18 protein-coding genes are annotated in these 25,935 nt (G+C 50.7%); 4 read left to right on the top strand and 14 right to left on the bottom strand.

Translation table 11 applies throughout. The features are described from left to right. Positions 1-47: 47 nt before the first annotated feature. Positions 48-584 carry an arsenate reductase/protein-tyrosine-phosphatase family protein gene (locus KZO34_RS02000; RefSeq protein WP_219472806.1) on the top strand — a complete coding sequence of 179 codons (537 nt, stop codon included), beginning with the start codon at positions 48-50 and terminating at the stop codon, positions 582-584. Next, positions 577-1,923 carry an O-antigen ligase family protein gene (locus KZO34_RS18760; RefSeq protein WP_219472804.1) on the top strand — a complete coding sequence of 449 codons (1,347 nt, stop codon included), beginning with the start codon at positions 577-579 and terminating at the stop codon, positions 1,921-1,923. The genes KZO34_RS02000 and KZO34_RS18760 overlap by 8 nt, the downstream gene beginning before the upstream one ends. Positions 1,924-1,991: 68 nt before the next feature. On the opposite strand, the gene KZO34_RS01990 is transcribed toward KZO34_RS18760, so the two are convergent. The 9 genes from KZO34_RS01990 to KZO34_RS01950 form a co-directional block, all read right to left on the bottom strand. After that, positions 1,992-2,981 (bottom strand): glycosyltransferase family protein, encoded by a 990-nt coding sequence (locus tag KZO34_RS01990; protein WP_219472802.1) that lies wholly within the window; start codon positions 2,979-2,981, stop codon positions 1,992-1,994. Positions 2,982-3,004: 23 nt separating this feature from the next. Further along, on the bottom strand, positions 3,005-3,877 hold the full coding sequence (locus tag KZO34_RS01985) for a polysaccharide lyase (RefSeq protein ID WP_219472800.1): 873 nt from the start codon (positions 3,875-3,877) through the stop codon (positions 3,005-3,007). A gap of 438 nt (positions 3,878-4,315) precedes the next feature. Continuing rightward, on the bottom strand, positions 4,316-4,516 hold the full coding sequence (locus tag KZO34_RS18835) for an IS3 family transposase (RefSeq protein ID WP_219472798.1): 201 nt from the start codon (positions 4,514-4,516) through the stop codon (positions 4,316-4,318). Positions 4,517-4,921: 405 nt separating this feature from the next. Continuing rightward, positions 4,922-6,136 (bottom strand): acyltransferase family protein, encoded by a 1,215-nt coding sequence (locus KZO34_RS01975; RefSeq protein ID WP_219472796.1) that lies wholly within the window; start codon positions 6,134-6,136, stop codon positions 4,922-4,924. Between the two features lie 162 nt (positions 6,137-6,298). Then, complete coding sequence (locus KZO34_RS01970; RefSeq protein ID WP_219472795.1) at positions 6,299-7,756, bottom strand: lipopolysaccharide biosynthesis protein; 1,458 nt, start codon at positions 7,754-7,756, stop codon at positions 6,299-6,301. Then, positions 7,753-8,904: a glycosyltransferase family 4 protein gene (locus KZO34_RS01965; protein ID WP_257900176.1), complete on the bottom strand. Its 1,152-nt coding sequence runs from the start codon at positions 8,902-8,904 to the stop codon at positions 7,753-7,755. The genes KZO34_RS01970 and KZO34_RS01965 overlap by 4 nt, the downstream gene beginning before the upstream one ends. Positions 8,905-8,909: 5 nt before the next feature. Next, positions 8,910-10,112, bottom strand: coding sequence for a polysaccharide pyruvyl transferase family protein (locus tag KZO34_RS01960; protein WP_219472791.1), 1,203 nt, complete (start codon positions 10,110-10,112; stop codon positions 8,910-8,912). Positions 10,113-10,228: 116 nt separating this feature from the next. After that, entirely contained in the window at positions 10,229-11,341 is a 1,113-nt protein-coding gene (locus KZO34_RS01955; protein WP_219472789.1) for a glycosyltransferase, read from the bottom strand. Then, on the bottom strand, positions 11,338-12,363 hold the full coding sequence (locus tag KZO34_RS01950; RefSeq protein ID WP_257900141.1) for a polysaccharide deacetylase family protein: 1,026 nt from the start codon (positions 12,361-12,363) through the stop codon (positions 11,338-11,340). The genes KZO34_RS01955 and KZO34_RS01950 overlap by 4 nt, the downstream gene beginning before the upstream one ends. Positions 12,364-12,486: 123 nt before the next feature. Here KZO34_RS01950 and KZO34_RS01945 point away from each other — a divergent pair, with 123 nt between their 5' ends. Continuing rightward, positions 12,487-13,626, top strand: a complete 1,140-nt coding sequence (locus tag KZO34_RS01945; protein WP_219472787.1) for a glycosyltransferase family 2 protein — start codon at positions 12,487-12,489, stop codon at positions 13,624-13,626. Between the two features lie 19 nt (positions 13,627-13,645). Next, positions 13,646-14,791, top strand: coding sequence for a DegT/DnrJ/EryC1/StrS family aminotransferase (locus KZO34_RS01940; RefSeq protein WP_219472786.1), 1,146 nt, complete (start codon positions 13,646-13,648; stop codon positions 14,789-14,791). A 60-nt stretch (positions 14,792-14,851) separates the two neighbouring features. On the opposite strand, the gene KZO34_RS01935 is transcribed toward KZO34_RS01940, so the two are convergent. From KZO34_RS01935 to KZO34_RS01915, 5 genes are all read right to left on the bottom strand, one after another. Next, the gene (locus KZO34_RS01935) at positions 14,852-16,432 is read right to left on the bottom strand and encodes a golvesin C-terminal-like domain-containing protein (protein WP_219472783.1); all 1,581 of its coding nucleotides are present in this window, start codon (positions 16,430-16,432) and stop codon (positions 14,852-14,854) included. Positions 16,433-16,585: 153 nt separating this feature from the next. Beyond that, the gene (locus KZO34_RS01930; RefSeq protein ID WP_219472781.1) at positions 16,586-17,731 is read right to left on the bottom strand and encodes an acyltransferase family protein; all 1,146 of its coding nucleotides are present in this window, start codon (positions 17,729-17,731) and stop codon (positions 16,586-16,588) included. 19 nt (positions 17,732-17,750) lie between these two features. Then, a complete protein-coding gene (locus KZO34_RS01925; protein WP_219472779.1) occupies positions 17,751-18,599 on the bottom strand; it encodes a serine aminopeptidase domain-containing protein in 849 nt (282 codons plus the stop codon). Between the two features lie 10 nt (positions 18,600-18,609). After that, on the bottom strand, positions 18,610-19,398 hold the full coding sequence (locus tag KZO34_RS01920) for an alpha/beta fold hydrolase (RefSeq protein ID WP_219472777.1): 789 nt from the start codon (positions 19,396-19,398) through the stop codon (positions 18,610-18,612). 81 nt (positions 19,399-19,479) lie between these two features. Beyond that, entirely contained in the window at positions 19,480-25,932 is a 6,453-nt protein-coding gene (locus KZO34_RS01915) for a non-ribosomal peptide synthetase (protein WP_219472775.1), read from the bottom strand. Between the last annotated feature and the right edge of the window lie 3 nt (positions 25,933-25,935).

Below are 25,935 nucleotides of genomic sequence, written 5' to 3'. Positions count from 1 at the left end.
GCCAAAGGATTTAAGAGGCTTTCACGCGGAAATAAGGAGGTTGTCTGGTGAACCGGTTGGTCTACGAGCGGTTTGGATCACGAAATGGGCTCGTTCGATTTCTTGGGTACTGGTTTCTTTCACAGCTCGGCGCATATCGCCGTTTCCCCCCTTCTATACCTGAGGCCAATCAGCGCGTCGTTTTTGTCTGTAGCGGAAATATCTGCCGGAGCCCTTTAGCTGAGGTGTATGCGCGTAGCCTTGGCCGTGAGGCGAAGTCCTGTGGTCTTGATTGCACTGATGGTCACCCGGCTGATCCCAGGGCGAGAGCATTTGCGCACAAGCGCGGCTTGAACCTTGACGATCACCAGACAGTGAATGTCCGAAATTTCGAGTTTCAGGATACTGACCTGATAGTATTAATGGAGCCCACCCACATCACCTCGTTTCAGAATAAAGTGGGCAAGGACTATCCACTTGCGTTGGCAGGAAGCTATTGCAAACGGCCCACCCCATATATTCATGATCCGTTTAATTGCAGTTCAGAATTTTTTGCCAATTGTGAATCCAAGATCATGGAAGCCGTGAGGAAAATCTGTGATTAAGAAACGCAGGGAAGTCAGTATTGAGGAGTTCTATAAACTCCATATCGGAGCGATGTGGCGTTACTTCACGAGGGAGACATTCGCATTCTGGATGATCTGTACGTACTTTTTTCTTGAGTACGTTAGGCCACAATCCATTTATCCTGCTCTGAATTTTCTGCCTTGGAGTCAGCTTGCGTTGCTTGGAGCGTTGGTTGGGTGCTTTCAGGACAAAAGTGTAAAATGGGTATCATCCGCACTAAATATCTGGCTAATATTTTTCCTCATACTGATACTACTTTCAAGCACTTTCGCCTACTGGCCGTCTATTGCTTTTGAAAGACTAGAGTATTTTTATACGTGGTTCATTATCTATTTTTTAATAATTAATATTGTTAACACTGAAAAGCGTTTTTTTATTTTTCTGTGCATTTTCTTTTTGGCATCGTTCAAGTTATCTCTTTCCTTGTCCATAACCTGGGCCAAGCGCGGCTTTGCCTTTACTGATTGGGGCCTGAGTGGGCCACCGGGGTTCTTTCAGAATTCTGGTGAACTCGCTATACAAATGCTGGTTTTCTGGCCCCTGGCCTGGGCCTTCGGCCTCTACCTCAAGCCGCATGTTAGTAAAGTGATGTACCTGATTCTTCTGCTGATGCCCATTACTGCAATGATGGTGGTACTCGGTGCCAGCTCCAGAGGGGCTCAGCTGGCGTTGCTAGTCCAGTTGGTGGTCCTCAATTCCAGGTCCCTGTTCAGGCCCAAGGTCCTGATATCGTGTGCCGTAGTGCTCTCGCTTTTATGGGCGGTTTTGCCGCAGGAACAGAAAGACCGGTTCCAGGTTGCCGGTGACGACAGAACGTCTATCCAAAGGCTTCTATATTGGGAAAACGGCGTTGACATGATGAATAAACATCCGGGACTTGGCGTGGGTTATTTTAATTATGTGCCTTACTACGAGCGAGCATACTACGACGATATGCTCTATGAGTTTGCTGAGCTACCTCATAATATCTTTGTTCAGGTCGGCGCTGACTTGGGGTACCCAGCGTTGGCGATCTATTTGATTATGATTTTTTATGCGGTGTTTAAGACCAGAAACGTCGGGAAGGTTCTGGAGGAAAAAGCTGAGAGCAGTTTCTTTACATCGATATTCGCTTATCTGAATTTATCTATTATTGGCTTTGTCGTGGCCGGTCAGTTTGTCTCTGTGGTTTATTATCCCTTTCTGTGGATTCATTTTGCTCTGTTTGTTTGTGCCCAGAATATTGTATCTTCGGAAGTTGTGGTCACGAGTCGACGAAAGAAAAGGATGCAGCTCTCTGATTCAGAAACCGAGGGGAAAGAACTTAGAAGAATATAGCCTGACCAGTGCGCCAGACAAACACCCCATAGCGATTCCAGGATTGCCCGGTCAAGCCGAGCCCAAATCTATAGTCGCTGAATTTGAGAGAGTATCAGCGCCTTCTGACTCGTTTCCCGCTCCAGAATCTCCCTTTTCAGGTCGGTGGCGTCCTGCCGCATGGTATCTATCCGGTCTTTCATTTCCTGCAATGTGTTGGTGATATGTAGGGCAGAATTCTGGCTGAAGAGGGCGCCCTTGGAAAAGTATCGCCTCTGGACCGGTGTATCCGAGAGAATGATGGGTTTCTCCGCTGAGATGCTTTCGTATGCACCGCAAACCATGCAATCTGACCTTTTAGTCATATCGATGCAGAAGTCGGCTGAGAATAGGTGATCATGGAAGGATCTTTCATCGACAAACCCCAAAAGGTTAACGTTTTCTGGGATTGCGTCGGGAAGCAAGTGACCGATTTTTTTATAATTCCCTGAGAAAAAGAACTCGATGTCATCTGGAAACGCAGAAGCCGCTTCCAAAATCTCTCGGTAGGGTTCGTCATCGCTCCAAGAGGTTATGCACAGCGCCTTCAGTTTGCGCTGAGGGTCCAGGACCGCTGTATCTTTGCTCATTTCCAGAGACGGAAGTGGGTCCGGCAAAACGATAGGGTTACCGCCGCAAGAGTTGACGTGGTCCGCCAATTCCGAATTGGTGACGATTACGGCGTCAGCTTTTCTGATAATAAACTGATTGATCGTTGGCAAAATTCGCCCGGAATTTTCCGGGCCATGAATACCGGCATTGTGGGCGTCAATTATTACCTTAAATTTTGCCAGTGGCTTAAGAGAAATTGCCAGAATCGCAAGGACAATTGAGGGATTCTGCGCAAAAAAATATCGTGGCTTCTTTTTGCCTATGATAGAGAGAGTTCTCAGTGTGCTCTTGCAATACCTGAGAGCGCGATTAGAGTTGTCTTCGATAATCTCGTAAAGCGGAACATTGAAGTATTCGCTAGCTGAACGATTTCTGGTTTGCCGCTCCCATGTTATCCAAACGGCATCCTCCCTGATCATGGAGATCATAAAATTCCCTTTAAATATGTTCGTTATTCCACATTGAGCTGGGGAGCCTCCGGTCTACTATCACCAGCCCCGCCACCGCTACCTGCAGCGCCTACCATAGGATTGCCGTATTGATCTCGGTTTGAGGGAGTGTCTGAGGTTACGACGATATTATCGACATACATATGCTGTGTCTTTGGAGCACCCCCGTTCCAATATGTAAAGAGATGCGAACGGGGTGAGTAGTTTGTCGCCTCATTCAACGTTCGTGAACCCGTAATTTCTCTCAGCAGGCGTCCATTCTTCCAGACTCGAACCATGGCTGTCCCTCCCTGATCTACCGGGACATTGTCAAACTTGATGTACATCTCATAGTGTTCCCACTTTCCCCTTTGCACTTCGTCTGATGGGTCTCCGAATTCAAACCATTCTTGCTGTCCCTCGTAAATAAATTTGTGGGGGACAGCTGAAGCTTCAGGGTTCATATACCAATCGTTGAAGCCTGAATTTGCTCCGGAACTTTTCAATGCAAGAACTCTGAGGAATTTAAGATGCCCACCCTGGCCTGTTGAGTCGTAGTTAAATCCCGGTGGGAAATAGGTATTCACGCTAAACCATATTTCATCACCTTTACGAAGATCCTCTGGATGATTGACTATCCCGCCCCATTCTCCGAACGCCGTTGCCCCACCGGTGACAGTTAACTTCGCAGCTTTGTTTCCACTTAGGACCTGCTCGTCCGTGATGTAACAACCCCCACAAGCGTCGTCGAAGTCCTGTCCGCTACTGCTTTGGGCTTTTGCCCCGACTGTCCCTTCCTCAAACGTCAAATTTCTTGTCCAAGCATGGGCTTGCAGAGAAGTCGTCGTGAGTAAAGATAGAACAGCTGCTTGAACCAAAACAGTGGGGGTTTTCATTTTAATATCTCCATTCTTACTAAATTGGGGACGCGTTCGATACCCGGATAAGATTGGCGATCTAGTATCGTAAGAAGTATAGCCGATCATGTGGCGGGAGTAGCAAAAAAAATCTACAGGTCAAGGAGTTTTTTAGAAAGAAGATCTCAACAAGCGGTCGTTTATTCCATTTCCTTCTGGCCCAAAAAACGATGGTTCTCTGAGGCCATTCCGAAGGATCTCTCGCCGGCTGCATTATCGCCTCAGTAGCCGACCGCACTCATGTTATTTACGAATTGGTTGCAGTCGAGATATCACTGCTTGTCTCCGCTGGCGAATATACTGTCCCGGTCTGCATATAAAATTACGGGGACTTTCCCTTGGCGTCGCCAAATTGCCATCCCAACAGCTCCAATCATCATGAAGCGATCCTGTCGGTGATGCATGAATAGTCAATGGTCAGCTTTCGGAACGGGTCGAGGACCAGGCAAAGAAAGAGCTTTCCCTCTTGCGCGGCCTTCCTTGAATACCATGCATGATCATCATTTTCCCAACACGGTTCAGACCTGTTGAACTTCCCTCGGCAATCAGATCCTCCTGTATGCGGGGTGAGTCAATAATGGCTCTGCTATCATCATGAATCTCTCTGATGCGTGACAACAGATGCTGATTGGCCTTTGTCCTGTCGGACTATGGGTGAAATACCCAAGCGTAATATCTGCTGCCCTCTACGTTCAGACATTGGGAGATAAGACCTATTGGGAAATGGTTGCGGCAAGGTTGAATTTCCTGATACCTCCGGATGACTCCTTTGCGAAGAGCAATCCTGCTTCCCGCAAATAAACACGCTCATTCTACACACGGGCAATTTTTGGTTAAGGCGGGCTATCCTTTCATCTCTGGACGACCTGACCACAACTTGCACTAGCTTGCCGAATTAAACGAGGTTGCCTGGGGTTTAAACACTGAGCTGTATTTTCTGCGACTGGACATGAGTACTCTTCTGGCGAAGTCTGCCTTGCAGTTTTTGGCTTACGCGGCATGTCTTGCGAGCGCAGAGTTTCGCTATTTCTTTGACGTATTGCTTCTGTTGTTATCCAAAATGTCGGGTTTATCACTACACGAAGCTGATGATGTATATTGCTCCGGTTGGGGAGAATCTTCAGATTTTCTATTTGACTTATTTGGAAAAAAATAGCTTTTCAGTGCTGAGGTTAAAGATTCTGATTTAATTCGAGTCGCAAGTTTTTGGCTTGGCTTTTCAAATGCTAGGTGAAAAATATGAGCTATAGCGATGCTTGTTGCTATTCCTGTTAACAATAAAACCCCTGAATGCCACGGCAATAAATTATCACCGATTATTTTTTTGCCAAAAGATATAGTTTTCCAGCCTATATCTGGGTGAACTAAATATAGAGTATATGAAATTGTACCAAAGTAGGTTAGGGTTCTCCCTGTAAAAAAATGGTTTAACCCCCTAAGTTTCCATATGGCAAATAACCCGGAGGAGCAAAGTACTCCAGCAATAGAATATGCCTTAAAATCTGAAAATACTTGAACGGCAATTTCAAAAAAAATCCAACTAAAAAAAATAAATTTAGTATACCTTACTTCCCTAATTGCTAAGCATACCAATATTCCCATCAAGAAATAGTGCCAATTGGATATAAATAAGCCATTTATATTAATTTCGGCAAGGCCGAGATCCAAAAAAACAGAGAAAATCCCGAGTGGTATGGCAATACAAAGACTGATCAAAAGGTGATTTTCATAAGATATTCTACAGGATAGCCAAAGCGAAAAAATATAAAATAAATAAAATTGCACCTCTAAGCAGAGTGTCCAATACACGACAGATATTACCGGGTCGACATTTAATATATCCTGTAAATAAAACATATGAATAAGAATGTCTGTTGCGGGAGGTATTTCTTCGCTAGTATTGAGAATTTTATTCTTCATGAGTAGCAATGAAATAGCAAAAAAAATGCTAGCCCAATATGTCAAATCTAGCCGAATGCTTCTCCTTACAATAAAGCTTTTAGCATATTTCGTTGTTACGTTGGTCGATTTCGTGCTATATGAAATCACAAAGCCACTGATAACAAAAAATATTGGAACGCCTAGGTAACCATAGGAAAAGGTTATGTTAATTAAGCCAGGAAGTAGTGTCTCTAGCTCTGGGTTCAGGTTTCCTGAAAGGTGGTAAATTACGACGCCCAGAGCCGCTATTCCTCTCAGCCCGTGAATAGTGCCAAACCGGTTTTTTTGTTCGATCATAAGGCGCCTTCGATGCAAAATTATTGCACTACTGAGTAAGAGAAATGGGAAATTCAATCCTATTTATGGCTATAATAGTTTAATTTCTTAGGTAAGCATCATAATCTTAGTAAATCTGGAAATAATTATTCAGGTTCTGCTCAGTGAACTGACGTATTGTCTTCACTTATTGATGAGTATAGACAAAAGTCTATTTTTAGAGTACTCAATTTCAACCCTCTCAAAGAGGCATAGTACTACAAGCACGGAAAATACTATCGTAATTAGTGCCTTAGCCGAGAGCGTTGAAAGTGAGAGGTCGAGTGGTATCAATGAATAGTTCAAAAAAGATGCAGTCAAAAACGCTACAGTAGCTTTTAGAAAGGATATCTGGTTAATTTTTAGTGGGTAGATCTTATTTGCTATGTGAAGCGCGTAACTATACTGAAAAATTGAGCCTCCAGCCAAGGCGATTGACGCACCGACAAAACCGAATTGGGGTATCAGAACTAAATAAAAAATCGTAATAATTACAGCAGTTAAAATATTGTTTTTTGTGAGCTCTAGAGTCCGGTTTTTATACATGAAGCTGAAATTGTTGAAAATAGTCAAGCTCTGGAAAACGCCTGAAAGAACAAGAAATGGTACTGCGTCGACAGCAGGGTGAAAGGGCGGAGCAGACATAATCTGAATTATTATTGTTGAAAACGTATTCACAGCAATCCCCGAAATCAACAATAATGCAGTGATCAGTCGAAAGGCCAGCGAATAGGCAGGATAAGGGTTGGTCGTCTGCGCAATAGCAAATCGTTCGGTTTGCCAGTATTGTGAAAATGGACTCCAGATCAGTACGCCAACAATTGCACCGAATTTTGCCGCAAGCTCGAAAAGTCCCACATCGTCAAGAGAGGAAAAGACCCGAATGAAATATCGATTGGAAGATCCGATATATAAACCGATAAGACCAGAGATCCACAAAGGCCAACTGAACCTTAGAATCTTCATGGCGACGGATTTCGTCAGATAAAATCCGGTATGATAAATCGTATAGCTTGTTAGTATGAGCGATATAATAACCGATGAGATCAGGCTACTAAGGGCTAACCCCATGAGCCCCCAGTCCAGTATAACGATGGTGAGAATGTTCAGACTCAACTGGAGGGCAAGCTTAGCCATGCTGAAATTGAAGAAGGTCCAGGGCTTTTTGATAATTCGTAAATAGGTGAGGCTGTACTGTTCCAGTGCGTGGGTAAGTATCAAGGCGGAAAATATCACTATATAAATGCTGTACTTTTCGTCACCAAAAACGAGTTCGGACAATGGCGTTGAAAAGCTGGCCATCAAAAAACAAGCAATACCACTGAAACAGGAAGTTATTAGCAAGGCCGTTGTGACTACCGAATTTTTACGTTGTTTACTATCCTCTTCGTGATAAAATTTCGGTACGGCCTGGAACATATGGCCACCCAAAATAATTTCAAACAGGCTTACAAGAAATACCAGAAGGCCGATTACGCCATAGTCGGCAGGCGTCAGATAACTGGTATAGATTGGAAGCATTAAGAATCCAACAAGCTGTCGTGAAATGTTGCCGACAGCGTAGATTGTTGAATGTTTTACCATTTGTTGTGCCTGACTCACAGCACAAACTCCTTCTGGTGCTCCAGTTCCCGGAAAACACTTATGATTCCGTTGGCCTGGGCTATTCTCGAGTAATGTTTAACCACGCGCTCGCGGCCCTGTTTTCCCATGAATTCCAAAAGGTCGGTTTGATGTAGAAGGCTATTCAGTTGTTTGGCGGCTGCAACATGATCATTGACTGGGAATTTCATCCCGGTGTCTTTGGCTATGGCTTCATTGAGGCCCGGAAGATCTGAAACCAGGAGAGGCAGTTCAGTGGCGGCCATTTCGAGAGACGACATTGGGAAAGAATCCCACTCCACTGAGGCTATCATGCCGATCGAGCAGCTCTTGAGCAGGTCCGGTACATCACTGCGATATCCCCCGAACGTGATGTGTTGATTAACCTCGGGGTCCTGGAGATACTCCTGGAAGTTCTCCCGCTCTCCGGGGCGGTTACCGAGGATAAGGAATTGAACGTCTTTTTGGTGGAGCTCTTGAGTCAGGACCTTGGCGGCCTGGAGAATTACGTGTACCCCCTTACGCCTTTCCATGTGTCCTGAGAATACGACTATTCTTCGGTTCTTCGGAATATCAAAACACTGATGAGCATATGAACGTTTGCAGGGGTCCGGTGCGTACTTGAGTGTATCTATTCCGGTTTTAACAATTGAGGTTTTCGAAAGCGGGATTCCTCGCCCATTCACAGCCGTATCGCGCATTCCGGAGGACTGAAAAATATAGTGGTCAGGTCCATACCGTTTGGTTGAAACCTCAAGTTTCTTCAAAAGGAGTTTCAGGCCACTATTTATGGAGCTCATGGGCGCGCCCCAATACGACACGAAAGTTTTCACTCCTCCTCGCCTGAGGGCCTGGTACATCGGTCGTGAGACAGGCTGATCGAACCCAAGCAACCGTTCTATCCTATTTTTTTTTACATAGAGCTCAATGCTCTCCAGGCGAGCAGGGTCAGACCACTGCGTATCCAGGTGAAGAACATTGGTGAGTTCAGCGGGAAGTGAAGGCGTCATCCCTCCGGCCAGATTCGAGTACGCGTAGTGAATGTTACTAATGTCGCCGGCCAATTCCCTCGCTACATCAAGGAACGTATGCTCATGACTAGATGCGGCGTATCCGGGATTTGATTCGCAGTGAAAAAGCACCATCATTCCTTTCACGACCCTTTTGCCTCCGTTGCCTTACCAATAGCATCGACGTGAGCTTCTTGTGTTATGTCTGCAAGTAGATTGTAGGGCCGTTCGCTGATGCTTTTATCTTCCTGCTGGATCTTGCGTGCAGCAGCTTCAAATTGCTCTCGGGCGTCGAGGGCTTCTGAAACCAGTGTGCTCAGGTTTTTTTCAACCTCCTGTATAGACGTGACCAGAGGTTTGAGTCCGAGCGCCTCGAAGGATCCTGTAAGTTTTGCCTGGGTGTACTCATCGACGTAAATGCCAACCGCTGGTATACCTATCGACAGTGCAAATACCAGTTGGTGGTAACGCATGGACACCACAAGCTTGCTGTCTGAAGTGAGTGCCTTGAGCTCTGATGCCAGGGGGATAGGATCCACAAGATGGAAACCGTCTTCCGCCCACAGATGCTTTATCTTCTGCGCGAGTTCAATGTCACCCCTGACGCCCATAGGGGCGTGATGAGGAATAAATACCGTGTTGAGGTGCTGGGCACGAACGGTTCGCTCTATGCTGGATGCTACGCGGAGCACATCGGCGTCGTCCATGCCTCCAAATTTCCGCATCGAGACACAGGCGAAGGTCCCGCTATTTGCGCAGATTGATCGGCTGTAATCGCTATGCTTTTGCTCAAGATAACAGGCATCATCCAGCGCGAAATGAACGGGCGCGCTCACTTGGGTGTGGGAAAAATTGACGTCTCTCACGCCAATCCATTTTGCTTTGGCCAGGGTCCGGTCGACACGAGCCCTATGTGCTTCTTCGTAAGGACCTATTGTCTGACTGACAAGAACGACGTCTTTTTTAAAGAAATTAGCTACTTTTAGAAGCCGTAAACGCGATTCCAGTACGCCAGGCCAGACACTCGTCATGTTGCCTCCGCCGCATACCACTACCTTGTCGCAGCGCATTACCTGAAAGACGTTCATCGCAATTGATTTGAAGTAGGACAATGGCTTGGTCCAGAGCATGCGCCTAAAGTTATCGTCTGTTATGTGGTAGAACGCAAAGGCGCGGACTCCGTATGTTGCTGGAACCCGCTCCGGCGCTGCGCAACCCAATATCAGATTCTCCTTTCCTACCAATTTGCCGAGACGTTCTATGGCAACTTCGGCCATTGCTTCGTCCCCGACATGGTAGTCCGGTCCCAATCCTGTGATGTCCGACAACATGAGAATTTTTGGCATCTTCCTAATACTCTTCAATTCACAAACAAGTTAACGTTCCATGTCGCACTTGGGGCCACCGACATGACCAACCCGGGTACCAATATCCGGGCCATTTCGACTTTGCTCAGTCTTATCTATCTATTGTAGAGCTCCATGTATTTCTCTGTACTCGAAAACTTTCCAAAAATTCGGTTTGCATGCGCCAACCCCTTCTGAGCTTTCTGGCGTCGCTCCTTGCCAGACTTGAGCGCCATGGCAGTGACTGCCGCATATGCCTCCGGAGATTGCTCGTCCACCAGCCAGCCGCACGCCCCCCGATCGAGCACTTCCGGAATGCCTCCCACCCGATGGCCAATCACGGGAATTTCGAGCGAGAGGGCTTCGAGGAGCGTAAGGGGCAGGCCTTCGTGGTCGGACGTCATGAGCAGCGCATCAAGGGCTCTGAGTTCTCTAAAGGCCGGGTTCACAAATCCCCTGAACTCTATCTTCTCCGCAATCCCCAGGGTTCTTGCCAGTTCCTGTAGGTCGCTTTCCAGTGGGCCGGTTCCGATGACAACGCCAGTGCAATTTGTGCCTCTCTGGTTAAGAATCGCGATCATCCTGATGAATATGTCCACTCTCTTCACCGGAACCAGTCGGCCTATTATCCCTAGTCGGGGCGGTTCCGCGTCGTTCCTGATGAACTTTGGCCACTGGTTCCTGATGGATTCAACATCAACAAAGTTGTAGATCTTGTGGACCTTGCCCGGAAAGATGGGCGTCAGGGTATCTTCGAGTTGGGTCGATACAGCGACAACTGCCTGCTGTCTGAGGCGCCCAAGAACCAGATCGAGTTTCTGGACCAGCCATTTGTGCGGAGACTTGAGGGTGAATGCTGATTCCGGGTTGCCGTGGACAGTGCGGACGGAGTAGGGAACACGAGCCAGGTCTTTACCCACAATCCCAAGGATGTTTTCCTTGAACCCATGGGTATGCAGTATTTTCGTTTGGTGTTGCCGGCAATGATTCCTGATGACCCGAACCATCTGGAGCGCGTTCAGACGGGTTTCATCCGCCAGATCGACCGGTATTCCAAGTTCCCGTAGTTTCTGGCTGAGAATGCCTTCGTTAAACACGATGGCAGTACAAGCTACATTGGCGGTTTCCTGTAGGGCCTTACACAAGCTGTAGACCTGAACTTCTGCACCAGCCCAAAGGTCACCGGATACCACATGGGTAACGACCCCCGGAATGTCCCTTTGGTTCATATAATGCCCCTGCCAATGGTGGCCAGTAGTCTTGGGGAACTGCCACTGTTGCCGTCATGCAAATTGAATCGGTGCAGATCGAAGGAATCCCGGCTGCCGGGATTCCAGCCTGTCTTGGTGGTGCAGGCCGCCTCATAGTGATCCTTAACCAGCCTTTCGCCGTCGCCAGTGATATCGCCGTTGGGGTAGCAGAAGATTGGCACTATCCCGCGCTCCAACCCTTTCAGGTCATCAAGGCATCCAAGTATTTCCCGTCGGAGTGTCGAAGGGCTATCGACCCGGTTGAGACGGAAATGGTGTTGGGTGTGGGCTCCATAGCGAACCAGATCGTTCGAGGCCATTTCCGTCAGTTCCGGACGATTCAGTATGGTTCGATTGTTCTGGCCGGAACCTGAGGATGCTTGCGTCTTCCGGGCATTATTGAGGTGGGCAAGAATGGTGTGGTCATCAAGTTCTTTTAGCTTGTTTATAACCTGATCGGCCTGGTCCAGCGTCAACGGATGACGATTTGGCGCAGCGTCTGGTAGGAAGGGAACGAGCCAGTGGTATTCCGTCTCAGCCTCGGCAATCGGTTTTTCGGTCAGCAGCTTAAGGATCTGTTCGGGCCAGAAGACGTGATTTGTATCCAACAGCTGTGTCACCAGAAACACAGTGGCTGGCACATTCTCGGTCTCCAAAATCGGGTAGGCGTACTGGAAATTGTCTCTCCAGCCATCATCGAATGTCAGTGCCACGGCCAGTTTCGGCAATGCTTCGTTACGCTGGCGCCGGCTCAGCCAGTCATCCAGATGTATCGGGACTGCTCCGAGGGATTTCATGAGCTGGATATGGCGCTGCAAAGTTTCTGGCGCCGTTACCATTCCCGGTTGCTCAAACTGACGGTCTGGATGATGGTTGGGTAGAATCCGATGGTAGGTCAGGATAAGGAGCGTCGGTTGAGACGCCAGTTTCAGTCTTATCCAGCCAAACACCGCTAGTGCCGCAATGAATACGTATTTCAAAGCAGATCGTAAATAGGCCAATACCGTGCCTCCTTGACAGCCACCAGTGGTGTTGGCTGAATCGTCCCTGTATAGTCTGTAACCATGATTCTGCCAGTCGAAGGCGGAGTTGTCATTAATGCCGGTTCACAGGGATTGAGAGCTATGCTGGTTTTTTTGTTCTGGTTGGCCGTCTTTGGCGTTGCGTTCAGCTATTTTATCTACCCCCTCCTGTTAATTCTTGTTCCGAAGAGAGAGAAAACTGCGCAGACGCTGCCGCCCCAGGATAATGAGTTTCCCGCCGTTTCCCTCATTGTGACCGCCCACAACGAAGAATCACGAATACGGGAGAAAATTAAAAATTGTCTGGAAATTGAATACCCGAACCTTGAGATTCTGGTGGCCTCTGATTGTTCTTCCGACGCCACCGATCAAATAGTCGGGGAATATGTTAATGATAACGTGCTGCTTGCCCGGGCGGAGGAACGCAAAGGTAAGGAACACGCACAGTTGCAGGCAATCGTGAAGTCATCGGGAACGATCCTGGTATTTTCCGACGTGGCCACCTCGATTCCGAAAGATGCACTTCACAAGCTGGTTCGTTATTTTCAGGATCCTGCTGTTGGCGCCGTCTCAAGTGAGGATCGTTTCGTTAGCCGGGATGGCAGCGTCGTCGGTGAGGGTGCCTACGTGCGATACGAGATGTGGTTGAGGGGACTTGAATCGGATCGGGGTGGAATTGTTGGTTTGAGTGGTTCGTTCTTCGCAGCGAGAAAAGAGGTCTGCGAACGCGACTGGGATATTTATTCGCCCAGCGATTTTAACACCGCATTGAACTGCGCGAGGAAGGGCCTGGTAGCTGTTACCGCACCCGATGTATTGGGCTACTACCACGACGTCAGTGATCCCTCCAAAGAATACCAGAGGAAGATACGGACGGTGATCAGAGGACTGACGGCTTTGAGCCGTCACATGGAAGTGCTGAATCCACAACGCTTTGGACTGTTTGCCTTTCAGGTCTTTGGGCACAAGCTCATGCGATGGGCCGTGCCGTGGTTCCAACTTCTTTTACTCGGAACTTCCGTGGCTCTGTCGGGCAAAGGGGGTGTTTATTTGCTTGTGCTCCTTGGCCAGATCGCGTTTTACCTTCTGGTGATTTTCGGACATTTTGTGCCGGCGATGAGAGCCAGGACATGGGTAAAAATTCCATATTTCTTCGTTCAGGTGAACGTTGCGATTGCCCAGGCAACCCTGTTCTTCCTAACCGGCCGACGGATGACCGTATGGACGCCCTCGAAGCGCTGAAGCCCAAGAGTCCAGGGTTATGCTGGGCAAGCTGAGGCCGGTAGGCAGCCGGATTCCGGTTGCGGATGGTGCTTCGGCAACCAGGAATCTCCCATGGCACCGCGATTACCAGACTGAGTTTACTGCATCCGGTACGGATGCACTCGCGATGGCCGTTTCCCTTGCCATTTCCCGGAAAGAGCCGGTTTCGGGTCCTGAGGTCCTTATCCCTGCCTACGGCTGTCCGGATTTGGTGGCGGCGATTGTTGCCCAGGGAGCAAAGCCCGTTCTGGTCGATCTGATTCCCGACACCGGGTTTATGGATGATTCTCAGTTGAAAAGTGCGGTGACTCCCCGAACAGTTTCGGTGGTGGCGCCGGGGTTGCTTGGTATCCCGGAACGCCTCGACCTGCTGTCGAAACTTTGTCGTGAACTGGGGCTGTTCCTGATAGAGGATTCCGCTCAGTGCTTTCCTCCAGCGAGCACAGAACATCCATGGGCAGATGCAGTGATTGTCAGTTTTGGCAGGGGGAAACCGATCAACCTCATGGGTGGAGGGGCGCTGCTCGTCAGGAACGAGCTCTATAAGGAGGCGATGGAGGTCATAGACCAATTTTCCCTGCTGAAAGTCAAAACTGGATTGGTTTGGGGGCTCAAGCGAAGACTCTTTCACCTACTGATGGCCCGGGTCCCATATTATGTTCTGGAAAAACTCCCTTTTTTAAGAATCGGTGATACAAGCTATAAAGAATGTTCGGCTGTCCACCGGCTGGCATTGCCTGAGTCACTCGTCCGCACTGGCATCGGTGAGTTTTTTACCCGGCCTCTTGTGCATCCGCTTTATGATTCTGAGTTGAAAGTCCTGGAAGATCGTGGCTGGAAGAAGCTGGCGGGCAATGGCTCGTCAGCTCGAGAACCGCGGATTCGTTACGGGTTACTCGCACCGACGCAAGACCTCCGCGACCGGGCTGACCAAGCGCTCAATAATGCGGGGATTGGGTCGAGCCGTTTCTATCGGCAGGCTCTACCGAACATTGAAGGTTTGCATGAACTCTTCGGCTCTGGTCATTTTCCGGTGGCTGAGGACTTTGCATCCAGATTGCTTACCCTGCCGTGCCATGAAGATGTCCGGCCAGATGACATTGCCCTTATTGTCCGGATTCTTCAAGGCCTGGACGATCACTGAGGTGAGCAGCACCGACATGCAAATGACCGTTCAAGCTCATACCACGACCTATCAGGTCAGTTATTGGACAACACTGGTTTCTACATCTGAGTATTCGCCGGCCACACCATCGGTATCAATCGCACGTATCTTGAACTGCCATTGGCCTTCCTCAAGGTCCTTGACCAGATAGCTGTTCGTGCCAGTTGGTTCAATCATCTGGGTTTGTGCTGAAGCCCCCTTTGCATTGACCTTGATGGCATCTGCAACGACGTAACCGTCGGCATCGTTGTCAATGCGTACGACAAGGCCGCCGTCGTTCGTTGTAAAGGATCCCAGCAATTGGAAAGAACCGCCGTTTACGCGCTGATCAACAGTTGCTTCGGCGGTCGTTTCAGTGCCACTACTGTGCGTGTACGTGTATTCGTAAGTCGCGTTGGACGCCCGTAGACCTGACGAGACCCAGTGAGCGTAGAGCTCGTAGGTAGTGTCAGGGGCAAGGTTGGTCACCCGCCACTCCGCCGAGGTTTCCCCGGAACCAGGATTCATGAGGAAGTAGTCACTCCCGATAAAACCACCATATCCACTTGAGGTTCGCCCGCCGCCAGAGCTCATAAAGTTACTGGATTCGTTGTCGATGACTATCTCTTCTCCGGCTACGGCCAATTGATAGAAGAGTTCATACTGAGCAATATCGCTCTCGCTAAGGGGGCTGCCATCGGTACGCTGGGTGGGTGTTGTCCAGGTTACAAGAACCGATGTTGTGTCCGGTAAGCTCGTTCCATCGTTCGGGCTGGTTCCAGCTGTGTATTCTTCTAGATTGGAGTAGCCGTCGTTGTCCAAATCGCCGGAAGCGTCGTCCGTACTCGGATCGAGCCCGAAGGAAACTTCGTAGCCGTCCATCATGCCATCGCCATCGGTGTCTGCATTCTGGGGATCGGTCAGGGCGAGGAATTCGTCCAGGTTCGACATGTCATCGTTATCTGGGTCCAGGTCCGCATCAGCGGCTGAGTTTGGATCCAGACCGTACGATAGTTCCCATTCGTCTGGTATGCCATCTCCATCGGTGTCATCGGTGATCTCGCCACCGGATATTCCAACCTCTCTGAACAGAACGGCATCGGCCACCACGTAACCATCGGCATCGTCGTTGACAGTCACCCGTCCTGTCAGCGTTGACATCCGGTAAGTGCCTAACTTCAGCCACTCTCCACCATTTTCTCTTTGATCGACTGTCACCGTTTCAGTCACCAGATTATTGCCGGAGTCCAGATGGTGAACCGTGTATTTAACATTCGAACCACGTCTGGGTGTGGAGGACCATTTTGCATAAACATCAAAGGTCCTGATGATGTTTAAATTCCACGTTGCGACATTGGCACCCTGGCCGGGCGGCACGATGAGATAGTCAGTACCCTGGTAGCCTGAAATGGAGCTAGAGACTCGCCAATCCCCATCCGCGTAAAAGCCGAGGTCCTCCCGGTCGATTATATGCTCAAAGATGTCGCCCGCTGCTGGTGGGGCAAGTTCATCTACATCCATTTGTTCTTGAATAGCACAACCGGCGAATAGCGAGCTCGAGATAGACAGAAGTAAAATCCTATTATTTCTGACCATGAGAGCATCCTCAGGAGACTGAATAGAAAAGACCAGATGGTTCACTGAAGCATGGCACACGGCTCCCATAAATAAATGGGAGGGTTAGTTTTAATGCTTTTATAAAACGGGTTTTGATAAAGAAATAGTATTTCCGGATGCCGCGGGATTCAGACCCTGTGCCGAAGGTAGGGGGCCGATAGCCACTTTTGCCCCTTATTACGTTGGATTGTGGGCGAAACGCCGAGGCTTGAGACGGTCTCGCATTGGCGACTCAAGTCGATGGTAGGTGATATGTGACAGGCCCAAGACAATCAGGATTAGCCCCACCATGACTATTATCTGACTAACTAAAGACAGAGCGTCGCTTACCGGCACACCGGTGAAATAGGCCACACTTTCCCGCACTAAATCCATAACGAACCAGTGTACCAGGTAAATCGAGTATGAGATCTTTCCCAGATAAACCAATATTGGATGATTTATCGGGTGTGATTCATCGCTTGGCAGCCGCGCGGCGCAAAGCACCAACCATACGAATCCGGCGACAGAAACCACGCCCGGAATCGGGAGTGCAAGCAGAACAAGGTTCAGTGCAAAAACTGGCATCAGCAGACGGCCTGAGGCGATTTTGCTGAAAAGGCCCACCTGATAGCACCGGAATAACATCAAACCCAGGGCAGCTTCGCTCAGACACCTGATCAGCATTGGCCAACCCGCGTAATAGAGGCCCAAATCCCCAAAATGCCATTCAATGACGGCAAGCGGCACCAATGCAGTCACCGTCAGTGAGATGGGACTTCTGTGGGCGGCAGGGAGTAGCCAGCGCATCAAAAACGGCAGTGAAAAATAGATGATCCACTCGGCACTGATGGACCAGGCCGGTTGATTCCAATACGCCTTCCAATGCAGCGTTTGCACCAGCAACAGGTTCGTCACCAAGGTCTCGGTACTTTGGTCGCCGGTGAAAGGTTCAGGCAGGTTATCCATGCCCTCGGCGTCCATGGTACTCAGGAGCCACTGCAAAACCTCAAACCCAACGAACAGCAACAAGATGAATAAATGTAGCGGATAAATCCGGGCGAATCGGGTTTGCATGAATCTCCGATAGCTTGAGCCGGTGACACCGTTACGGAATTGGTTCTGGTATACGTAGGCAAGCACAAAACCGCTGAGGATAAAGAAAAGGTCAACCCACAGGTAGGATTTGAAAAATAGCTTAGAGGGGATCAGCTCACCGATATCGAGGAGCAGGACGAACATGAAATGATGGCACATGACAAGAATGGCGGCGATGCCCCGCAGCGAGGTAAGGGCGGCCAGTTCTGATCTGGGGCGGTGTGCCTGCAGCTTTGTTGTTTCCATGGCCTTTGATGCATTCCATTCAGCTGGCGGGTAACTGTTGGCTGACCCAATCCGTAATAGCCCTGACCACAAGTTTTCGGTCATCCGGTTCGGACAGAATGTGTGTCGCGTGAGGCCGGTGAACTACGGTGAGGTTGTTTTTAAACGGTACCGCATTAAAACAGTCCTCGAATTGCCTCTGGTATTTGTAGTGTTCGTTGCCGAGGAACACGTACAGCATGGCGAGGCCGCGATCGTTAAGTACCTTGAGGCCTGCTTGGACGTCTTCCTTGGGCGGGTAACTGGCGAAATCGGGCACTTCGAAAAACTGTTCTTCGATTCCCGAGACTTCGGCCCCTTTTTTGACTTTTCGCAAGCCAAGTTTGCGTAACAGCCAGGCCATCCAGTGCGACGGCGAAAGCAGTCTTGGCGAATAGTGCATCAAGTGACTTTTCCAGGTCGTGTAGCAGTACCCGTCCAGTTGGACGGTACCAAGCACCCTTGGGTCAGCTATCGCGGTACGATAGGCTGCAAAGGCCCCGGAACAGAGGCCGTAGAGGATGAACCGGTCAAACTTCTTCCATTTTCCGAGGTAGTCCATCACTTCCTGCACCTCTTCGATCGCGGCCTGATTGGCCGTCAGGGTGCCGCGCCGTGCTTCACTGTCGCCAATGCCGGAGAAATCAAAGCGAAATGTGGCTATGCCCGCATGCTCGGCCAATGCGCGCCCGAGAGTTACTGACAAACGACAAGAGCCAACGCGATGGATTACCCCGGAATTCAGCAAAATGACGGCGGTTCCGCGGTCCGATACCTGATCGGAATCGGGCTCACAGAAGATGCCGACCAGGGGCAGATGATCTCCGACGGTGACTACCCGTTCTCGCATGGTTATCCCTTTAGTAAGACGTTGCCTGGCCGAAATATTGTTCGATTGCATCGATCACCGGTTTCGGCCAGAGAATCCCTCCAACGTGATCAACATAATTCCAGTCATGAGGCGCTGGGGCCAGTTTAGAGTAGAATCCCTGAAAGTCAGACAATAAGCGTTCCAACTCCGCGAAGCTGTCGGATTCATGAGACATGATTTGAGCGACAGGAACCTGAATCTCCGAAGCCAGGGCCTCAAGGCGCCAATTCGAAATGGAGTCCTGAAAAAGGGGAGGCATACAGAAGCCATTGAAATGCAGGGTTCCATCCGGCGCGATGACTCGGGATCGACTACCAAGAGGCTGTGCGTCGAGGATTGCAGATCTGATGCCGTCGACATAGTCGGCGCCGTCGACAATAGGGTCCCACATCACCAGTCGGGAGACCTGATTGTGTTCCGTTGCGGCTTTTGCAGCCAGTAAGGCACCGAGCCGCAGGCCTATCAGCGCGACTTTGGGTACGGCGGCCATGTCCTGAAGTTCTTGAATGGCATGCCCGATATCGCTTACCCAATGATCAGCAGATACGCCATCAAGATCTCCCGCCGAATCCCCGGTTCCCCGATAGTCAAACCGAAGTACCGGGTAGCCAAGTTCCGCAAGATTGATGGCCAGGCGCCTTATGGATTTGTGAGCCCTCAAATATTCCTGGCCGAAGGGATTACACAGAACAATGGCTTCATTGCGGCCAACACCCTGTCTGGGGTGGAACGCCCCAAACAGGTAGCTCTCAGATGGCCCGAAGTAAAACGCTTCCAATACGCTCTCCCGATCACACTGCGAATCGGTTTGAGGAAAGTCTGGCGACTTTGTCGAGAGCATCATGACGGGTTGAAACCCTCACGATGCGCCGAAAAGCCGTCTAAACATACCCCGTCCGGTTCTTGTGGATTTATTATTATCTGACATCTTTTCGGATTCGGAGTTTGCTGACGCCTGTTTCTGGTCAATCAGGTTCGCCAGTTGCTCTAGAGTATTAACCCACAGATCCTGTGGCATCAGTCTGGCCCCGAAGGTCTTCTCAATATCGACGATAACCTTTAACGCCAAAAGGGAATGCCCACCTATATCAAGAAACTGATCATCAAGCGCGACTTCTTCTCGTTTCAGCAATTCTTTCCAGATGGCCATCACACGTGCTTCGGTCTCAGTAGGCTCGCGGTTGGCAGAGGCACGCCCCGGGGTCTGAGTTCCGTTCACTTCGGCCAGCAATTTGCGGTTGATCTTGCCCGATGGCAGTAGAGGCAGCTGCTCGTGGGAAGAAAATTGCTGGGGCATCATGTAATCAGGCAAGAACGTGCGGAGATGCTTGCGCAACTCACTGCCCGTGGGCTGTTCGTCGCCGCAGTAGCTGATATGGGCGACAAGTCGCTGGTCATCGGAACTGAAGCTTTGCACGACGACGGCCGCGTCGGCGACGTTGGGATGAGCGCGAAGGTTGATTTCGATTTCTTCGAGTTCAATCCGGTATCCCCGAACTTTGACCTGATTATCAAGACGATCGGCGAATTCGATCTGGCCGTCCAGGGTCCAGCGAGCCCGGTCTCCAGTCCGGTAAAGCCGCTCGCCATTCGGGAAACAGACAAATCGCTCTGCTGTTTGTCCGGGGTTGCCCCGATAGCCATTGGCCAGTCCCGCACCACCAATCCATAGCTCACCATAGACGCCCAGGGGGAGAGTGGTCCCATCTTCATCAAGAACATGCAATTGGGTATTGGCCAGCGGCCTGCCGATCAGTATCCGCGGCGAGATTTCCGTTTCGCTCTCTGGAATTCGGTAGCAGCTGGTCCAGACGGTTGCTTCTGTTGGGCCGTACATATTCCAGACTTCAACGCCATGATTGATAAGGCTTTGTGCCAGGTCTGGCGGGAGTTTTTCTCCCCCGATCAACGCCTTAATGGATGATTCAGTTGCAAATCCTGCGTTTACCAACAGGCGCCATGTTGCGGGTGTTGCCTGCAGGGTCGTAATTTCCTTTTGCTCAATCAGCTCAAGCAGTTGATGGGGGTCACTACTCTGGTTGGCAGAAGCCACAAACACGGTTGCGCCGACACTGAGCGGCAGGAAAAGCTCGAGCAAAGAGATATCAAAGGCCAGAGTGGTGATAGCAAGCAGCCTGTCATTTTCGCTGAGGCCCGGTTCCACCGCCACGGCATTGAGAAAGTTATGCAACGCGCCATGGCTGATTTCCACACCCTTGGGTATGCCTGTTGATCCGGAAGTGAAGATGACATAGGCCAACTGATCCGGGCTTAGTGGAGTCGAAACGGGGGTGGAGCTCTGTTCCGAAACAGAAGCCGCTACGCGATCCAGCAGGATGGTCGTGCCCTCGTGGGCGGCCTGTGCGACGGCATTTGCCGAGTACGTGATCAGTGCATTCGCCCCTGCGACACCGAGTATGGCTCGGACGCGCTCTTCCGGGTATACCGGATCAAGCGGCACATAAGCGGCGCCGAGTTTCCAGAGCGCAATGACGGTTGCCGGTAAATCGACATTTCGGTCGAGCAGGAGAGCAACGATATCGCCTGCACCAACGCCATGGTCAGAGAAGAATCTTGCCAGTTGATTGGAGCGCTGTTCCAGCGTTCTATAACTGTAGCTCGCCTCCGCGTCCTGGCAGGCTGGTTTATCGGGACTTGCTGTAACCTGCCTTTCAAAATCGGTGAGGAATCCCTGATCGAATCTCCATGGCGTGCCTGTCTGGTTCCAGCCCGAAATCCGCTCCAGATCCTGCCTGGAGGCTTCAATCAGTTGCTTGAGATCAAGGGCCTCCTGTTGTTCGGTCAGGGCCTGAATGCTTTCTTTAAAATTCGTCACTAACACCTCAATAGTTTCGCGTTTAAAGAGTTCGATCGGGTACTCGAAACCCGCTTGCATGCCGCTGACCTGCCTCTTGAACCAGACGTCGAGGTCTGTCTCGACTCCAACCCGGTCGAGATTGATCTGGGATCGATGGATGCCCTTCATCTGCGCCTGCCGGTTACGTACATCCTGATAATTGAACAGAGTCTGGGCGATGGGGTTGCGCGACGTATCGCGGGGAGGATTGATCGTGCGTACCAGAAGGTCGAACGGCACATCCTGATTGTCGATGGCGTTGAGCAGGGTTTCTTTTACGTGCTGAACAAGATCGTCAAACGACTGGGTGGCATTCAATTGGAATCTGCAGACAAGGACGTTGATCATGGGCCCCATGACGTCACTCAATTCGTCCTGATTTCTGGCATAGACCGGTACATTGATGATCAGGTCGGATTGTCGACTGAAACGATGGAGCATCAGGACATAAAGCGACAGCAGGACCATGAACAGGGTAGTCTGATGACGTGCCGCGAGTGATTCGAGGGCGTCGACAGCGGCCTCGTCGATTTCAAATTTAACACCTTCCGATCGATGAGGCTGGGTGTGCGGCCGATCGAAATCGGTAGGCAGGTTTAACACCGGCAGTTCTCCTGCCAGTCGCTCTTTCCAGTAGGCCAGTTGGTCATTAACCGCATCACTGTTCAGCCAGTCACGTTGCCAGAGGGCAAAATCCTGGAACTGAACCGGCAGTTCGGGAAGAGGATTTCCCAATCCTTCGGTATAGGCGTTGTAAAGGGCACACATCTCTTTCAATAGCAGATCGAACGACCAGCCATCGAAAACCAGATGGTGAATCATGAGAAAGAGAATGTGATCCTGATCATCAAGCCGGATGAGCCAGACTTTGAACAAGGGACCCGAGCTCACGTCGAAACTTTCGCCCACCACCGATCGCAGGGCTTTTTCCAGGGTTTCCAGATCTGTAGCGCCGTAGTCAGACAGGCTTTTCGGTTCAAGGTCCACCGATCGGGATTCGTCCACGAGGATCTGAACTTCACCGTCGGGATTGACGAAATTGGCACGTAGTATCTCATGGCGCTGCAAGATCGTATTGAATGTGCGTTCCAGCGACGCTGTGTCCAGATCACCCTGAAAGCGGAAGACCGCTGGGAGATTGAAGGCATAAGAGTCAGGAACGATCTTTTCGTAAAGGTACCAGACCTGCTGTTGGGGGATGGCATAAACGGTGGCGTCCTGCGGTCGCTTTTGAATCCGCTGGGCCTGCCGGCCGCTCTGAAGTTCCTGATCAATCAATCTAGCCATGGTTCGGACCGTCGGTGCCTCGAACAACTTACCCAGACCCAGGGTTACCCCATAACGGCTTTTGATCTGAGCCAGCATTTGTGTTCCCAAAAGGGAGTGCCCGCCCATATCGAAGAAATTGGCGGCCACGCTTAGCGTGGAAACGCCAAGTACTCTGGACCAGATGTCGCACAGATCCGATTCCGTTCGGGTTGCGGGCGGAACATAATCGGACTCTGCCGCGATCGTGAGATCGGGCACGGGAAGCGCTTTGCGATCCACCTTACCGCTTGAGGTCAGCGGCAGCGCAGGCAACTGGATGAAATGCTGCGGCATCATGTAGTCAGGTAAATGTTGCCCGATATGCGTTTTCAGCTCTGAGAGCGACTCCGCAACCTGTGATTTTGCCACAATGTAGGCAACCAGGCGCTGGTCATTTTTTCGATCTTCCCGAGCAAGGACCGCGCATTGGGTAATACCAGGGAACCGCAGGATTACGGATTCAATTTCGCCAAGCTCTATACGCAGGCCCCTGAGTTTTACCTGGAAATCGTTCCTTCCTATGTATTCGAGCACGCCATCTGATCGCATTTTGACCAGGTCGCCGGTTCGATAGGCCTTGAAGGGTTCGTCGGAGAAAGGATCATCAATGAAGCGCTCGGCAGTCAGGTCAGGACGATTCATGTACCCCCGGGCGACTTGGACGCCGGCAATCAGCAGCTCGCCAGCAAGGCCCGGCGCAAGCAGCTGCATCTGGTTATTAACCACGTACAGCCGGGTATTGGGAGGGGCCTTGCCCATTGGTACAGTGTGATCAAAGGTTTCTTTGCCGCATTGCCAGAGGCTCGCGTGCACCGCGGCTTCCGTCGGTCCATACAGATTCCAGCATTCGGCGTTTGGAAACGCCTCCATCAAGCGGCTTTCCAGTTCGGTACTGACAGCTTCGCCGGCGAGGATCATACGCCGGATGCTCGGACAATCTGACTGCTTGCACAGATCAAGAAACAGGTACGCGAGGGAAGGTACGAAGTGAATGTGGGAGATCTGGTGCCGGTTAATCAGACTTGCCAGATACTCGGGATCCTTATGTCCTCCCGGGCGTGCAATGATCAGTCGGCTACCGGTCATCAAGGGCAGGAAGAGCTCGCACAGCGATACGTCAAAGGTGTACGGGGTCTTCAGCATGACCGCATCCGTTTCATCCAGCGGAAACGTTTCCTGAAGCCATAACATGTGATTGCAGATCGACCGATGTTCCAGCATTACGCCTTTCGGCATACCTGTAGAGCCAGACGTGTAGATCACGTAGGCAAGTTGAGAGCTGGAATAGGGAAGGTCCGGACGTTCGTCCGGCAACTGCTTCAGGTCGTTCCCGTCGCCATCCAGGGCGACGGCTTCGATGTTTGCGGGAACCCGGTTTTTTAACGCCAACTGGGTCAGAACAAAACTGGCACCAACCTCGTCGATAATAAAGGCTAATCGGTCGTGCGGGTGATCGGGATCGAGTGGCAGGTATGCGCCGCCCGCCTTGAGAATGCCATTGATCGCTATCAACATTTCCATAGAGCGATCCATAAGGATGGGGACGACCGTTTCCGTCACAACGCCGCGGTTGATCAACCAGTGCGCGAGCTGGTTTGCTTGATTGTCGAGTTCGCGGAAAGACAGTTCCACGTCCTTGTACACGAGCGCCGTCCGGTCCGGGAACCGGTCTGCCGCCGATTCAACCAGTCCATGCAGGCTAGTGTGTTCAAGGTCATACGGACGAAAAGCGGTGTCCCACTGGCTTCGATAGAGCGCAAGATCCGCTTTCCTGATCAGGTTGTGTCTTTTCAGATCAGCATCCGGTTCATCCAGAACACCTTGCATCAGGAGCAGTAACTCCTCCATGCGGCGGTCCATGGTACCGGTGTTCCAGAGCTGTAGATTATGAGTGCATTCCATCACCGCAGTCGTGTCCGACAGGGTAATGTTGAGGTTCAGGTCAAAATTCTCGAACGCACGGGGATTGGACTGAAAAGACGCCTCCAGCCCGGAAAACTCGAAATCTGACTCATTGGCCTGATCCACATTGAAGATGACCGATACCATCGGCGGTTTAGATGGATCACGGGCGACGCCCAGTGTCTTGAGAAGCGTGCCGTAGGTCAGGTACTGGTACTCGAACGCTTCAAGCATGCTCTGCTGTGTTTTATGGAGCAGTGTCTTGAAGGAATCTTCCTCCGAAACAGTGATGTAGAGCGGGATAATATTGACACAGTGACCCACCAGGCTGTGCTCTTCTTTTGCCATCTGTCCGGCAAACGGAATGCCGAGGACGATTTCTTCGCACCCGGAGATTCGATTCAGGTAAGCGACGAACGTTGCAATCAAAGCCGTTGTAATGGTGCTGCTGTTTCTGGCGGCCAGGGTTTTCATCCCACCCAGAAGTTCCATTGGCAGGTCTTTGTCCAGCCGATACGCCTCAAAGCTGCGGGTGAGGGACCGAGGCCGATCGTAGGGTAGGTCAAGTGCCGGAATGCCCCGGGAAAAGCGTTTCGTCCAGTAGTCGATGCTCTGTTCCCGCAAAGGCCGGGTTTCTTCGCTGCGTTCCCAGTCGGCGTAGTCGCTGAACCTTGGTGGCGGCTCCAGGGTCGACGGTCTGGAAGGCTCTATGAGGGAGGAGTAGAGCTCGCCAAGCTCACTGGCGAGAATATACAGCGACCAGCCGTCACAGATCGAATGGTGCAGAGTCAGCAGAATTCGGGTTTCAGAAGTGGAGCAGTGGATGACATCCAATCGGGCAAGGGGCCCGTTAAACAGGTCAAACGCATCCACAACGGCGCTGCGGGCCAGTTCCTCGACCTGCTCGTCTCGCGCACTGGGCGGTAATGATGAATAATCGTGGGTGTAGATAGGGGCAGGGCGATCCTTGTAGATCACCATTTCTTCCCCATCGTCACTAAAGCACCCGCGAATAGCCTCATGGCGCTCCCAGAGCGCGGTTAGTGCGTTCGTCAATGCGGTGTGATTGACCTGGCCACGGAGGTTTACGAATACCGATTCGTTGAAGGCAGCGCTTGCACCCTCACCGAATTGTGCGGCCAGCCATACCTCACGCTGGGACTCTGTGGAGATAATGACCCCTTCCAACTCGCCGAATTGGAAGGGGTTATGACGGTCAATGTAATTCAGAACAGCAGTATTCATAAG

The sequence above is a fragment of the Marinobacter sp. F4206 genome, assembly GCF_019392195.1.
Taxonomy (GTDB): domain Bacteria; phylum Pseudomonadota; class Gammaproteobacteria; order Pseudomonadales; family Oleiphilaceae; genus Marinobacter.
The sequence above is the reverse complement of the archived record's forward strand: the minus strand, read 5'-3'. Positions and strand labels throughout refer to the sequence as shown.

Bases quoted from the DNA above. Each gene is read 5' to 3' on its own strand.
- KZO34_RS01990 (WP_219472802.1), bottom strand. From the start codon at position 2,981: ATGATCTCCATGATCAGGGAGGATGCCGTTTGGATAACATGGGAGCGG.
- KZO34_RS01985 (WP_219472800.1), bottom strand. From the start codon at position 3,877: ATGAAAACCCCCACTGTTTTGGTTCAAGCAGCTGTTCTATCTTTACTC.
- KZO34_RS01975 (WP_219472796.1), bottom strand. From the start codon at position 6,136: ATGATCGAACAAAAAAACCGGTTTGGCACTATTCACGGGCTGAGAGGA.
- KZO34_RS01965 (WP_257900176.1), bottom strand. From the start codon at position 8,904: ATGATGGTGCTTTTTCACTGCGAATCAAATCCCGGATACGCCGCATCT.
- KZO34_RS01960 (WP_219472791.1), bottom strand. From the start codon at position 10,112: ATGCCAAAAATTCTCATGTTGTCGGACATCACAGGATTGGGACCGGAC.
- KZO34_RS01955 (WP_219472789.1), bottom strand. From the start codon at position 11,341: ATGAACCAAAGGGACATTCCGGGGGTCGTTACCCATGTGGTATCCGGT.
- KZO34_RS01945 (WP_219472787.1), top strand. From the start codon at position 12,487: ATGCTGGTTTTTTTGTTCTGGTTGGCCGTCTTTGGCGTTGCGTTCAGC.
- KZO34_RS01940 (WP_219472786.1), top strand. From the start codon at position 13,646: ATGCTGGGCAAGCTGAGGCCGGTAGGCAGCCGGATTCCGGTTGCGGAT.
- KZO34_RS01930 (WP_219472781.1), bottom strand. From the start codon at position 17,731: ATGGAAACAACAAAGCTGCAGGCACACCGCCCCAGATCAGAACTGGCC.
- KZO34_RS01925 (WP_219472779.1), bottom strand. From the start codon at position 18,599: ATGCGAGAACGGGTAGTCACCGTCGGAGATCATCTGCCCCTGGTCGGC.
- KZO34_RS01915 (WP_219472775.1), bottom strand. From the start codon at position 25,932: ATGAATACTGCTGTTCTGAATTACATTGACCGTCATAACCCCTTCCAA.